The organism is Cohnella sp. GCM10012308 (assembly GCF_042649185.1).
Taxonomy (GTDB): Bacteria; Bacillota; Bacilli; order Paenibacillales; family Paenibacillaceae; genus Cohnella.
Window position 1 is genome coordinate 24,856 of record NZ_JBHRYU010000041.1, and the last position, 13,147, is coordinate 38,002.

Annotated in this window: 14 protein-coding genes and 1 other annotated feature; all 14 genes read left to right on the plus strand. The window is 59.2% G+C overall.

What is annotated here, in order from left to right; translation table 11 throughout:
* The 14 genes from cysS (at window position 1) to rpoB (ending at window position 13,052) form a co-directional block, all read left to right on the plus strand.
* Window positions 1-1,404 (plus strand): cysteine--tRNA ligase, encoded by a 1,404-nt coding sequence (gene cysS, locus ACFOTD_RS30185; protein ID WP_378123679.1) that lies wholly within the window; start codon window positions 1-3, stop codon window positions 1,402-1,404.
* Window positions 1,401-1,886: a Mini-ribonuclease 3 gene (locus ACFOTD_RS30190; RefSeq protein WP_378123680.1), complete on the plus strand. Its 486-nt coding sequence runs from the start codon at window positions 1,401-1,403 to the stop codon at window positions 1,884-1,886. The genes cysS and ACFOTD_RS30190 overlap by 4 nt, the downstream gene beginning before the upstream one ends.
* A 353-nt stretch (window positions 1,887-2,239) precedes the next feature.
* Complete coding sequence (gene rlmB, locus ACFOTD_RS30195; RefSeq protein ID WP_378123717.1) at window positions 2,240-3,043, plus strand: 23S rRNA (guanosine(2251)-2'-O)-methyltransferase RlmB; 804 nt, start codon at window positions 2,240-2,242, stop codon at window positions 3,041-3,043.
* Complete coding sequence (locus ACFOTD_RS30200) at window positions 3,030-3,581, plus strand: NYN domain-containing protein (RefSeq protein WP_378123681.1); 552 nt, start codon at window positions 3,030-3,032, stop codon at window positions 3,579-3,581. The genes rlmB and ACFOTD_RS30200 overlap by 14 nt, the downstream gene beginning before the upstream one ends.
* Window positions 3,582-3,803: 222 nt before the next feature.
* Entirely contained in the window at window positions 3,804-4,460 is a 657-nt protein-coding gene (gene sigH, locus ACFOTD_RS30205) for an RNA polymerase sporulation sigma factor SigH (RefSeq protein ID WP_378123682.1), read from the plus strand.
* 384 nt (window positions 4,461-4,844) lie between these two features.
* Window positions 4,845-4,994 (plus strand): 50S ribosomal protein L33, encoded by a 150-nt coding sequence (rpmG, locus tag ACFOTD_RS30210; protein WP_271754013.1) that lies wholly within the window; start codon window positions 4,845-4,847, stop codon window positions 4,992-4,994.
* Between the two features lie 20 nt (window positions 4,995-5,014).
* Window positions 5,015-5,224, plus strand: coding sequence for a preprotein translocase subunit SecE (gene secE / locus ACFOTD_RS30215; RefSeq protein ID WP_277568446.1), 210 nt, complete (start codon window positions 5,015-5,017; stop codon window positions 5,222-5,224).
* A gap of 26 nt (window positions 5,225-5,250) precedes the next feature.
* Window positions 5,251-5,784, plus strand: coding sequence for a transcription termination/antitermination protein NusG (nusG, locus tag ACFOTD_RS30220; protein WP_090117935.1), 534 nt, complete (start codon window positions 5,251-5,253; stop codon window positions 5,782-5,784).
* A gap of 108 nt (window positions 5,785-5,892) precedes the next feature.
* Window positions 5,893-6,318 (plus strand): 50S ribosomal protein L11, encoded by a 426-nt coding sequence (gene rplK, locus ACFOTD_RS30225; RefSeq protein ID WP_090117934.1) that lies wholly within the window; start codon window positions 5,893-5,895, stop codon window positions 6,316-6,318.
* A 108-nt stretch (window positions 6,319-6,426) separates the two neighbouring features.
* Complete coding sequence (gene rplA / locus ACFOTD_RS30230) at window positions 6,427-7,122, plus strand: 50S ribosomal protein L1 (protein ID WP_277533364.1); 696 nt, start codon at window positions 6,427-6,429, stop codon at window positions 7,120-7,122.
* A gap of 49 nt (window positions 7,123-7,171) precedes the next feature.
* Window positions 7,172-7,333: a sequence feature (ribosomal protein L10 leader region), on the plus strand.
* A gap of 63 nt (window positions 7,334-7,396) precedes the next feature.
* Complete coding sequence (rplJ, locus tag ACFOTD_RS30235) at window positions 7,397-7,900, plus strand: 50S ribosomal protein L10 (protein WP_378123683.1); 504 nt, start codon at window positions 7,397-7,399, stop codon at window positions 7,898-7,900.
* Window positions 7,901-7,976: 76 nt separating this feature from the next.
* The gene (gene rplL / locus ACFOTD_RS30240; protein WP_090117931.1) at window positions 7,977-8,336 is read left to right on the plus strand and encodes a 50S ribosomal protein L7/L12; all 360 of its coding nucleotides are present in this window, start codon (window positions 7,977-7,979) and stop codon (window positions 8,334-8,336) included.
* Between the two features lie 82 nt (window positions 8,337-8,418).
* A complete protein-coding gene (locus ACFOTD_RS30245) occupies window positions 8,419-9,024 on the plus strand; it encodes a class I SAM-dependent methyltransferase (protein ID WP_378123684.1) in 606 nt (201 codons plus the stop codon).
* 485 nt (window positions 9,025-9,509) lie between these two features.
* Window positions 9,510-13,052: a DNA-directed RNA polymerase subunit beta gene (rpoB, locus tag ACFOTD_RS30250; protein WP_378123685.1), complete on the plus strand. Its 3,543-nt coding sequence runs from the start codon at window positions 9,510-9,512 to the stop codon at window positions 13,050-13,052.
* The last annotated feature ends 95 nt before the right edge of the window (window positions 13,053-13,147 follow it).

The window sequence follows — 13,147 nt, forward strand, 5'->3', positions numbered from 1 at the left end:
ATGACCCTTCGCATTTACAACACGTTGACCCGCGAGGCCGAACCATTCGTGCCTCAACAGCCCGGCCAAGTCACGATGTACGTATGCGGACCGACCGTATACGGGTATATTCATATCGGGAACGCGCGTCCCGTTATCTTTTTCGATGTCGTGCGCCGGTACATGGAGCATATCGGCTACAAGGTCAATTACTTGACTAACTTCACCGACGTCGACGACAAGATGATCCGGCGCGCGGAAGAGATGGGCATCACGGTACCCGAGCTCGGCGAGATGTTTATCAAGGCTTTCATCGAGGATACGACCGCGCTCGGCGTCATTCCGGCTACGCAAAATCCGCGGGTGACGGACACGATCCCGGAGATAATTTCGTTTATCCGAACGCTTGAGGAAAAGGGCTTCGCCTACGAGAGCGGCGGAGACGTCTATTACCGGACCGCGCGGTTCCCCGACTACGGCAAGCTGTCGCACAAAAACCTTGCGGATCTGCAGTACGGCATCCGGATCGAGGTCGACGAGCGCAAGGAAGCGCCGCAGGATTTCGTCCTCTGGAAGGCGGCCAAGCCGGGTGAGATCAGCTGGAGCAGCCCATGGGGCGAGGGGCGTCCGGGCTGGCACATCGAGTGCTCGGCGATGGTGCTTAAGTACGCGGGCGAAACGCTCGACATCCACGGCGGCGGCAACGACCTGCAGTTCCCGCACCACGAGTGCGAAATCGCGCAATCCGAGGCGTTGACGGGCAAGCCGCTCGCACGCTACTGGATGCATAACGGCTTCGTCAATATCGACAACGAAAAAATGTCCAAATCCATCGGCAACGTGGTCAATCCGCGCGAGTTGCTGCAGAAGACGAGCGCGCAGGCGATCCGCTATATTATGCTGACCGGCCATTACCGGAGCCCGATCAATTTCAGCGACGAATCGGTCGCGCAGGGCGAAAACAGCATTCAGCGTCTCGCCAACGCGCGCGACAACCTGAAGCATCGGCTGTCCTCCGTCTCCGAGCTGGTGCCGGCCGATCCTTCCGTGGCCCCGAGGCTTGCGCAGTTCCGGGCGGCGTTCGACGCCAAGATGGACGACGACTTCAACACGGCCGACGCGATCACGGTTTGGTTCCAGACGGTGTCCGACGCCAATACGTATCTTAAGCGCGATGCGGCGTGCGCGGCGGATATTCACGCGTATCTTGAACTTATCGCGGCGTTCGACCGGGTGCTCGGACTGCTGCCGCCGGAGGCGGGCGCAGAGCTGCTGGACGCGGAGGTCGACAGCCTGCTCGCCGAGCGCGCCGACGCGCGCAAGCGCCGCGACTTCGCGAGGGCGGACGAGATTCGCGACCTGCTGGCGGACAAGGGGATCATCCTCGAAGATACGGCACAGGGGATGCGGTGGCGCCGGAAATGACGGAGCTTCGCACGCATGTGCCGTCGCTTCCGGTCATCGCGCCGGAGCTGCCTTCGGATCAGCCGGTCAATCTGCTCAATCCGATCGTGCTTGCCTACGTTGGGGACGCCGTGTTCGAGGTGTACATCCGTCAGCGGCTGATCGCCTCTTCGTCGCGCAAGCCGCATGAGCTGCACAAGGCGGCAACCAGGTACGTATCCGCCGCCGCGCAGGCGCGGCTGCTGGTGCGGTGGGGGCCGCTGCTGACGGAGGAAGAAGCCGACATCGCAAGGCGCGGCCGCAACGCGAAGTCGGGGGCGCCCCCGCGCAATGCGGATCCGGGCGATTACCGCCACGCGACCGGTTTGGAGGCGCTGGTGGGCTATTTGTATTACCGAGGGGAACGGGAGCGGCTCGAGAAGTTGATAGGGCTGGCCTTCGAGCCCGAAGAAACGAAGCCGGAGGGGTCCGCGCGACCCGGGCGAAAGGAAGAGACGACATGAGCAGCAATCGCAGCAATCGCCCGGGAGGACCGGGGAAAACGGATCGTCCCGCGCGTGGCGCGGGCGGGCCGACCGCCAATGGCGGGGCCGCCGCAGGGGGACGGGACGGACGCCGTCAGGCGGAAGGCCGATCGACCGGCCGGGACGAGGGGCGGGCCGATCGGCGCGCGGCGGACAAGCCGACTGCCGGGGGCGCACGCAAGCCCGCGGGCGGCGCCTACAAGCCCGGCTTCGCGGCGGACCGCAGAGGCGGATCCGGGCAACAGGCGCAGGGCCGCCGGCATGAAGCAGACGCTGCCGAGCGCGAGGCTCGCGCTCGCGTCGCAGCTTTTGAGGATGAAGCGGCCGATGCCTTGCCGGCGGACGATGCGGAAAGCGAAGGCGAGCAGTACCTGGCCGGCAAGCATCCGGTGCTCGAAGCGCTTAAAGCGGGCCGCGCGCTGAACAAGATCTGGCTCTCGAACCAGGCTCAGAAAAGCCTCGTTCAGCCGATCCTGGAAGAGGCCAAGGGGCGCGGCGTTGTGGTCCAGTATGCGGACAAACGCAAGCTGGACAGCCTGGCGCCGGGCATCCAGCACCAAGGGGTCGTGGCACAGGCGGCGGCGGTATCTTACGCCGAGCCGGAAGAACTGCTCGCGCGGGCGGCCGAGCGCGGCGAGGCGCCGCTCATCGTGCTTCTCGACGAGGTCGAGGATCCGCATAACCTCGGCTCCATCCTGCGGTCGGTCGACTGCACGGGCGCCCATGGCGTCATCGTGCCCAAGCGCCGCAGCGCGAGCCTCACGGCCGTCGTCGCCAAGACGAGCGCCGGCGCGGTCGAGTACGTGCCCGTCGCGCGGGTATCCAACCTGGCGCAGACGATCGACCGGCTGAAGGAAGCAGGCGTCTGGATCGCGGGCGCGGCCGGCGAGGCGAAGGCCGACGTCTACGCCACGGACCTGACTGGACCGATCGCCATCGTTATCGGAAGCGAAGGCAAGGGCTTGTCCCGCCTGATCCGCGAGAAATGCGATTTTTTGATCTCCCTGCCGATGTTCGGCAAGCTCAACTCGCTCAACGCTTCGGTAGCCGCGGGCATCATCCTCTACGAAGCCGTGCGTCAGCGGCTCGCGAAGCGCGGCGGCGATCCGGGCAGTGGCGGCCATGCTTCGCCGTGAGGACGTTCTCATCGTCGACGGCTACAACATGATCGGCGCGTGGCCAGAGCTGGACCGCCTGAAGGCGACCCGGCTGGAGGACGCGCGCGACCGGCTGCTCGACATGCTGGCGGATTACCAGGGGTACCTGGGACTGAAGGTCATAGTCGTATTCGACGCGTTTCGCGTGCCCGGCGCGGGCGCCAAGCTCAAGCAGCATCGGCTCGGCGTCGTATACACCCGCGAGAAAGAAACGGCGGACGAATGCATCGAGCGCCTCGTCGGCGAAGTGACTTCGGTCCGGCGGGACGTATACGTCGCTACTTCCGACCAGACCGAGCAGCACGTGGCGTTCGGTCGCGGCGCGCTGCGGCTGTCCGCGCGGGAACTGCTGCTCGCGGTGGAAGAAAGCCGGCGCGAGATCGGCAAGACGATTCGCAAGGCGCCGCCGCCCAAGCGCAATCCGTTGGGCGGCGTGCTAAGCGACGACGTGGCGCGGGTCTTGGAGCAGTGGCGCCGGGGCGAGCGTGCGTCCGACGATTCGGGCGGCAAGTCCTAGGACGGGAGCAGGGCGGGACCTGTCTCCCGCCGCTGCCCCGGCGATCGTTGCGCCCGAAGTAGGCTGCAAGTCTCTTGGCCAAAACGCAAACACATGTCCGCATTGCCCGGAAGCCTTGAATTATAAGGGTTTTCTTCATTGACGCTATCGGCTGCATCAAGTATATTGGTAATAGTTTGGTAGATCCAGAGTGTATCCTTTTAAAGTCTTGAAGCCGGAGGGATGACCGTGAGCGTCGACGTTAACGACCTTGTCACATATGAATACGACTTCAAGACCGACGAGGATATCGTCGAGTCGGTACGCGCGGGCGATGCCGAGGCACTGGAGTATCTGATCAATAAATACCGCAATTTCGTCCGGGCGAAGGCCCGTTCTTATTTTTTGATCGGTGCGGAGCGCGAGGATATCGTGCAAGAGGGCATGATCGGCCTTTACAAGTCGATCCGCGACTTCAAGGGGGACAAGCTGGCCTCCTTCAAGGCGTTCGCGGAGCTGTGCATCACGCGCCAGATCATCACCGCGATCAAGACGGCGACCCGTCAGAAGCATATTCCGCTCAACTCTTATGTTTCCCTGGACAAGCCGATCTATGACGAGGACTCTGACCGTACGCTGCTGGATGTCATCTGCGGCTCACGCGTCTGCGATCCCGAGGAGATGATCATCAACCAGGAGGAGTTCTACGGTCTCGAGGACAAGATGTCCGAGATTCTGAGCGACCTGGAACGCAAGGTGTTGATGCTTTATCTGGACGGGCGCTCCTACCAGGAGATCGCCGTCGACCTCGATCGCCACGTCAAGTCAATCGACAATGCCCTTCAGCGCGTGAAGCGCAAGCTCGAGCGATATCTAGAGGTCAGGGACATCGGTCTGTAGGCCGGCCGAAGCCGTCAGCTACATAGGGGAAGCGTACAGAGGCAGCGCCGGACGGCAGGCTGCTTTTTTCGTTTTTTCAGCGGCTGCGCCGTTCCGGGTTTAAAGACCGCTTCAGGTGGGCTAGAATAATAGAGAGCTCTGTGGCCGCAGAGTCTTAATAACGTCCCGCACCTGCCGCCCGTACTCGATTGTCAAGCTTTCTCGTTGACATTGCGTATGGGCTATGATAAATTACTTTAGTAACCTTAAGGTGGAGTTTTATGCGCAGCCCTGAATATGGTGTGATACGCCAGGTGTCGTTGTCGTACGTAACGGCTTAGGCGTATTAACCCGGATTCAATGTCTTTTTTTTTGTGATCTGGCACAGCCCGGGAGGTGGAACAGATGCGGGTAATCATCACTCTCGCTTGCACGACCTGCAAGCAGCGGAATTATGCGACGACCAAGAACAAGCGCACGCACTCCGATCGCATCGAACTGAAGAAGTTCTGCAAGTTCTGCAATGAGCACACGGCTCATCGCGAGACTCGCTAAGCTCTAGGAGGTTTTGGGACGTGACTTTCCTGGCCAAAATGAAACAGAGCTTTGGGTCCTTTACTTCGTTCTTTGCCGATAGTTGGAGTGAACTGAAGAAGGTCCGTTGGCCCAAGCGTAAAGAGTTGATCAGCTACACGCTCGTCGTTATTGTGACGGTGCTGATCGTTACGATTTACTTCTGGGTGCTGGACGTCATCATTTCGCGCTTGATCGACCTCGTCATTTAACGCGGAACCCAAAGGTGGCTTTTCCGATGGAAAAAAGATGGTATGTAGTACACACGTACTCCGGTTACGAGAACAAGGTTAAGACGAACCTGGAGAAACGCGTGGAATCGATGGGCATGCAGGACAAGATTTTCCGTGTGCTCGTGCCCATGGAGGAAGAGCTCGTCAACAAGGACGGCAAGAAAAAGACCGTGATGCGCAAGGTGTATCCGGGCTACGTCCTCGTCGAGATGGTCCAGACGGACGATTCCTGGTACGTGGTCCGCAACACGCCCGGCGTTACCGGGTTTGTCGGATCGACCGGATCGGGATCGAAGCCTACGGCCCTGCTGCCCGAAGAAGTGGATCAGATTCTGAAACACATGGGCATGGAGGAACCGAAGCCGGTCATCGACTTCGAATTGAAGGAGAATGTCCGCGTCAAGGTCGGTCCTTTCGCGAACTTCGTCGGGTCGGTCGAAGAGATCCTTCACGACAAGAGCAAGCTGAAGGTGCACGTCAACATGTTCGGCAGAGAAACCCCGCTTGAGCTGGATTACACTCAGGTGGAGAAGATATAATAGTCTGGCGGATGGGGGCGTTCGCGCCGCCGCTCGCAGGTTTCTGGATTTGAGCGGGAGGGACCAAGCATCCCGTTATACCGCATTTTGAGCTGGAGGTGCAACAACATGGCAAAAAAGGTCATTAAAATGGTCAAGCTGCAGGTGCCGGCCGGCAAGGCTAACCCTGCGCCGCCTATCGGTCCCGCACTGGGTCAAGCAGGCGTTAATATCATGGCCTTCTGTAAGGAATTCAACGCGCGTACGGCTGACCAAGCCGGCCTGATCATTCCGGTCGTCATCACCGTATTCGAAGACCGTTCCTTCACGTTCGAGACGAAGACGCCGCCTGCGGCAGTATTGCTTCGCGTCGCTGCTGGCATCCCTAAGGGATCCGGCGAGCCGAACAAGAAGAAGGTCGCTACCGTTAAGCGTGCGAAAGTTCGCGAGATCGCCGAGCAGAAGATGCAGGATCTCAACGCGGCTTCCGTCGAAGCGGCTATGCGTATGGTCGAAGGCACGGCGCGCAGCATGGGCGTCGTCATCGAAGACTAATTGCAGCGGACCTGATATAGGGATCGCGATCGCGCTTCGGACCGTCCTTGGGACGAAGAGCGAAGTGGGAGGAGACTTCCGTTACTACCACACAAGGAGGAGAACTACATGGCTAAGCACGGCAAGAAGTACCAAGAAGCCGCCAAGCTGATCGACCGCGACGCAACTTATGAAGCTGCGGAAGCGATCGAGCTTGTGAAGCAAGCGGCCAAGGCTAAGTTCGACGAGTCCGTCGAAGTAGCTGTCCGTCTCGGCGTCGATCCGAGAAAGCAAGACCAGAACGTGCGCGGCGTCGTCGTCCTGCCTCACGGCACGGGTAAGACCCAGCGCGTGCTTGTATTCGCCAAGGGCGACAAGCTCAAAGAAGCCGAAGCCGCTGGCGCTGACTATGTCGGCGACACGGACCTCATCAACAAGATCCAGCAGGGCTGGTTCGAATTCGACGTCTGCGTAGCGACGCCGGACATGATGAGCGAGGTCGGTAAGCTCGGCCGTATCCTCGGCGGTAAGGGCCTCATGCCTAACCCGAAGGCCGGCACGGTTACGAACGACGTGACCAAGGCCGTCCAAGAGATCAAGGCCGGTAAGATCGAGTACCGTCTGGACAAGGCAGGTCAGATTCACGCTCCGATCGGCAAGGTATCCTTCGATTCGGCGAAGCTCGCCGACAACCTGAAGGCCCTGGTCGACGCGCTGAACCGTGCCAAGCCATCCGCTGCGAAGGGCGTATACCTGAAGAACATCTCGATTTCCTCGACGATGGGCCCAGGCGCGCGTCTCAACGTTTCGGCATACCGTCTCTAATCGCCAGCTTCTGGCGGTTGACAGACCGAGTATGGACGTGTTACTTTAATCAAGTTGAATATTGATACCGTAGACCGTAGGTGCCGCGAGGCTTAATTTCCTACCGAGGTGTGTGCATACATTCGTTACCCGTCCTTGCCTTGCAGGGATGCGTAAGATTAATGTAACGTCATGCCTCCGCGATGTCTGCGGGGGCATTTTTAATGCCTTCGTGAAGGCTGTAGCCTTATAGACGATCGATACGGTGAAGTCCTACGACCAGGAGGTGTACCAAATGGCAAATGCAAAGATTATCGAAGCCAAGCAGCAGGAAGTCGAAGCGATCGCTGCCAAGCTGAAGTCCAGCGCGAGCACGGTTGTTGCCGATTACCGCGGCCTGAACGTCGCTCAAGTCACGGAACTTCGCAAGCGTCTGCGCGAAGCCGGCATCGAATTCCAAGTATTGAAGAACTCGCTCGTCAGCCGCGCTGCGGCTAGCGTTGAGCTGAGCGACCTGGATTCCGTCCTGACGGGTCCTACCGCTGTAGCGTTCAGCGCTACGGACGTCGTTGCCGCAGCGAAGATCCTCAACGACTTCGCCAAGAAGAACGATGCGCTTAAGTTGAAAGGCGGCGTCATCGAAGGTCGCTTTATCGACGCTGTTCAAGTCAAGGCGTTGGCTGACCTGCCTTCCCGCGAAGGTTTGCTCTCCATGCTCCTCAGCGTCCTGCAAGCGCCGATGCGCAACTTCGCGCTCGCCGTCAAGGCTGTCGCCGAGAAGAACGAAGCAAGCGCATAAGTCGAACGCCTCGGTCATCGGGGCGCCCGAATTGACTTTCCACCAACAAATTATCTAATTTAACGGAGGTACTACCATGAGCAAAGAGTCCATCTTGGAAGCCATCAAAGGCATGAGCGTCCTGGAACTGAACGACCTGGTCAAAGCAATCGAAGAAGAATTCGGCGTAACTGCTGCAGCACCTGTTGCTGCTGGCGCAGTTGCAGTAGCAGAAGTTGAAGAGCAAACTGAATTCGACGTTATCCTGCTCGAAGCTGGCGCTTCCAAGATCAACGTTATCAAGGTTGTTCGCGAAATCACGGGTCTCGGCCTGAAGGAAGCGAAGGACGTTGTCGACAACGCTCCTAAAGCTGTTAAAGAAAAAGTGGCTAAGGACGAAGCTGACGCTGTTAAGGCTAAGCTCGAAGAAGCCGGCGCTAAGGTCGAAGTTAAGTAATTTAGCTTAACAATCGAATCGCGAACCCCTTGAAGCTTGCCTTCGAGGGGTTTGTGCATGTTTGTGCAGAGGGGACGAGGAGATGGCTGATCATTATTATACGCAGCAGCCCAGCGCGCGCAGCGACCGCAAAAAAATCGAGGCCGTGCTGCGGGGGCAAAAGTTGCAGTTCGTCTCCGACTCCGGCGTGTTCTCGCGGGACGGGGTGGACTACGGCAGCCGGGTGCTCATCGAGCATGTCGAGCTGGAGCAGCAAGATCGCGTGCTTGATGTCGGCTGCGGGTACGGCCCGATCGGACTGACGGCGGCCCGCCTGGTGCCGCGAGGACATGTGACGATGCTGGACGTGAACGAAAGGGCAGTCGCGCTGAGCCGTGAAAATGCGGCGCTCAACGGCATCGACAACGTGGACATTCAGGTTAGCGATCTATATGAAGCGATAGGCGGCAAGACGTTCGACGTCATCTTGTCCAATCCGCCGATTCGGGCGGGCAAGGCGGTCGTGCACCGCATTCTCGAAGAAGCGGCAACGCACTTGAACCCCGGCGGTTCGCTCTGGATCGTCATTCAGAATAAGCAAGGCGCGCCGAGCGCAAGAGCCAAGCTGGAAGCGTGCTTCGGTGAAGATCGGGTGAGCGAAGCAGGCAAGGACAAAGGGTATCGCGTGTACAGGGCGGTTAAGGCTTAAACAGAAAAGCGGCTTTTGCACAGAAGCGTAAGGGCGTTGTTTTGACAAATGTCAAAGCGTGCATGGGGCTTTCCCCGTCTTTCCTTTTCCCCCGCCCGAAAAACGGGTTTGACCTGGGTAGGCGCTTGTGTTACTATTGGAAGATGTCAGATTTAAGATGGGCTAGTTGTCTGTATGTAAAGAAGTTATGCGATTAGCGCCATTCAGAGGAATAAAAATACGCCGTTTGGCGTATATTGGGTGAATGGGCTGGATACGAGTGCCATTGTGCCTCCGTTTGGGGCATAGGGGCTTTTATTTGTTTGCCGCTGTGATTTTGTATGCACAATTGCGCTTATAGCGTCCTCCCGATGTTATTTTACCCACTTTCCGCGTTTTATCATAACCGCAGGGTTCTCCGCGGACGGCTGCCTCTGCTAGTGCTGGAGAGAGGATCTCGCTCCGCTACCATAAGCTTCACAGTAGACTGAAGGGGTGAGGATAAGTTGGCAGGACATCTTGTTCAGTATGGTCGCCGCACCAGGCGCAGTTATGCCCGCATTCATGAGGTGCTGGACATCCCGAACCTGATTGAGATCCAGCAGCAATCGTACCAGAAGTTCCTGGACGACGGGCTGCGCGAGATCTTCCAGGACATTTCTCCGATCTCGGACTTCACGGGCAACCTCGTGCTCGAGTTCGTCGATTACAGCCTTGGAGAGCCGAAGTATTCGGTTGACGAGTCCAAGGAGCGCGACGTGACTTACGCGGCTCCGCTGCGCGTCAAGGTTCGCCTTCTTAACAAGGAGACGGGCGAAGTCAAGGAACAGGAAGTGTTCATGGGCGATTTCCCGCTCATGACGGAGACCGGTACCTTTATCATCAACGGCGCTGAGCGCGTCATCGTCAGCCAATTGGTACGTTCGCCTAGCGTCTACTACAGCACCAAAATCGACAAAAACGGCAAGAAGACGTATACCGCAACAGTCATTCCGAACCGCGGCGCTTGGCTCGAGCTCGAGACGGACGCCAAGGATATCATCTACGTACGTATCGACCGCACGCGCAAGATTCCGGTAACCGTACTGCTTCGCGCACTCGGATTCGGCATGGACGCCGAGATTCTGGACTTGCTCGGTCAGGACGAGTTCATCCGCAATACGCTCGAGAAGGACAACACCGACTCCACCGAGAAGGCGTTGATCGAGATTTACGAGCGCTTGCGTCCGGGCGAGCCCCCGACGCTGGAAAATGCGCGCAGCCTGCTGATCGCCCGCTTCTTCGATCCGAAGCGCTACGATCTGGCTAACGTCGGCCGCTACAAGATTAACAAGAAGCTTCATATTAAAAACCGTCTGTTCAACCAGCGTCTCGCGGAGACCCTTGTCGATCCGTCGACCGGCGAGATTATCGCCGAATCGGGACAGGTCATCGATCGCCGTCTGCTCGACCAGATCCTCCCGATGCTGGAGAAGAACGTCGGCTTCAAGAACTACCGCGTAACGGGCGTCAACGAAGCGGAAGACATCCCGCTGCAGAGCATTCTCGTGCACTCGCCGGTCGAGGAAGGCAAGGTCGTCAAGATCATCTCCAACGGCATCATCGACAAGTCGGTGAAGCACATCACGCCGGCGGACATCATTTCGTCCATTAACTACTTCATCGATTTGCTGCACGGCATTGGCAGCACCGACGATATCGACCACCTGGGCAATCGTCGTCTGCGTTCGGTCGGCGAGCTGCTGCAGAACCAGTTCCGCATCGGCCTGTCCCGGATGGAGCGCGTCGTGCGCGAGCGGATGTCGATCCAGGATCAGAACGCGATCACGCCGCAGGCGCTGATCAACATTCGTCCGGTTATCGCAGCGATCAAGGAGTTTTTCGGCTCGTCCCAGCTGTCGCAGTTCATGGACCAGACGAACCCGCTTGCCGAGCTGACGCACAAGCGTCGTCTGTCCGCGCTCGGCCCAGGCGGTCTGACGCGGGAACGCGCAGGCTTCGAAGTGCGCGACGTTCATCCGTCCCACTACGGCCGCATGTGTCCGATCGAGACGCCTGAAGGTCCGAACATCGGTCTGATCAACTCGCTGTCCACGTTCGCGCGGATCAATGAGTATGGCTTCATCGAAGCGCCTTACCGCAAGGTCGATCACAGCAACGGCGTCGTCACCGAAGAGATCGTTTATATGACCGCCGACGAGGAAGACAACTACATCATCGCTCAAGCGAACGCCCAGCTCACCGAAGAGGGCAAGTTCGCAGACGATATGGTCATCGTTCGTTACAACAAGCAGGCAGACAACATCCTGACAATGCCGAGCGATCGCGTCGACTACATGGACGTTTCGCCGAAGCAAGTCGTATCCGTCGCGACCGCGATGATTCCGTTCCTCGAGAACGATGACTCCAACCGCGCGCTGATGGGTTCGAACATGCAGCGTCAAGCGGTGCCGCTGCTCGTCCCGGATTCGCCGTACGTCGGCACCGGCATGGAGCACAAGGCTGCGAAGGACTCCGGCGTCTGTATCGTCGCCAAGCACGACGGCGTTATCGAGCGCGTCACAGCCAACGAGATCTGGCTGCGCCGCATCGAGCTGCTCGACGGCAAGGAAGTCAAGGGCGACGTCATCAAGTTCAAGCTGCAGAAGTTCATGCGTTCGAACCAAGGCACTTGCATCAACCAGCGCCCGATCTGCCGCAAGGGCGACATCGTCAAGAAGGGCGACATCCTTGCCGACGGTCCGTCCACGGATACCGGCGAATTGGCGCTCGGACGCAACGTCGTCGTCGCGTTCATGACGTGGGAAGGCTACAACTACGAGGATGCGATCCTGCTCTCCGAGAAGCTCGTGAGAGAAGACGTCTACACCTCGATTCATATTGAAGAATACGAGTCCGAAGCGCGCGACACCAAGCTCGGACCGGAAGAAATCACGCGCGACATCCCGAACGTCGGCGAAGACGCGCTCCGCAATCTCGACGAGCGCGGCATCATCCGCGTCGGTGCCGAGATCAGCGCGGGCGACATCCTCGTAGGCAAGGTTACGCCGAAGGGCGTTACCGAGCTGACCGCGGAAGAGCGTCTCCTGCACGCCATCTTCGGCGAGAAGGCGCGCGAAGTGCGCGACACGAGCTTGCGCGTACCGCACGGTACCGACGGCATCGTCGTCGACGTCAAAGTGTTCACGCGGGAAAACGGCGACGAGCTGCCGCCAGGCGTCAACCAGCTGGTGCGCGCTTATATCGCGCAAAAGCGGAAGATCTCCGAAGGCGACAAGATGGCCGGACGCCACGGCAACAAGGGCGTTATCGCGCGCATCCTGCCTGAGGAAGACATGCCGTTCCTGCCGGACGGCACGCCGGTTCAGGTCGTTCTGAACCCGCTGGGCGTACCGTCGCGGATGAACATCGGTCAGGTGCTCGAGGTTCACCTCGGCATGGCTTGCCGTTACCTCGGCATTCGCGCCGCTACGCCGGTATTCGACGGCGCGCGCGAGCACGACGTGTTCGACACGATGGAAGAAGCCGGCATGCAGCGCAACGGCAAGACGAAGCTGTACGACGGCCGCACGGGCGAACCGTTCGAGCGCGAAGTCACCGTCGGCGTTTTGTATATGATCAAGCTCGCGCACATGGTCGACGATAAGATCCATGCGCGCTCTACCGGTCCTTACTCGCTCGTCACGCAGCAGCCGTTGGGCGGTAAAGCCCAATTCGGCGGCCAGCGCTTCGGGGAAATGGAAGTTTGGGCGCTGGAGGCCTATGGCGCTGCCTATACGCTGCAAGAAATTCTGACCGTGAAGTCCGACGACGTCGTCGGCCGCGTGAAGACGTACGAATCGATCGTCAAGGGCGAGAATGTCCCTGAACCTGGCGTGCCGGAATCGTTCAAGGTCTTGATCAAGGAGCTTCAGAGCCTTGGCATGGACGTGAAGATCTTGTCCGGCGACGAGCAGGAGATCGAGATGAGAGAGATCGACGACGAGGACGATACGACCGGCGACAAGCTGAACTTGAACCTGGAAGGCTCAGAGGTCAGCGCCGAGTAATACCGACAGGATCCGGACGGGGCCCGTGCGTGAACCGCAATGGATCCCGTCCGGCCATCGCCGACGAAGCAGCACGAGATCGTCACGACCGTTCG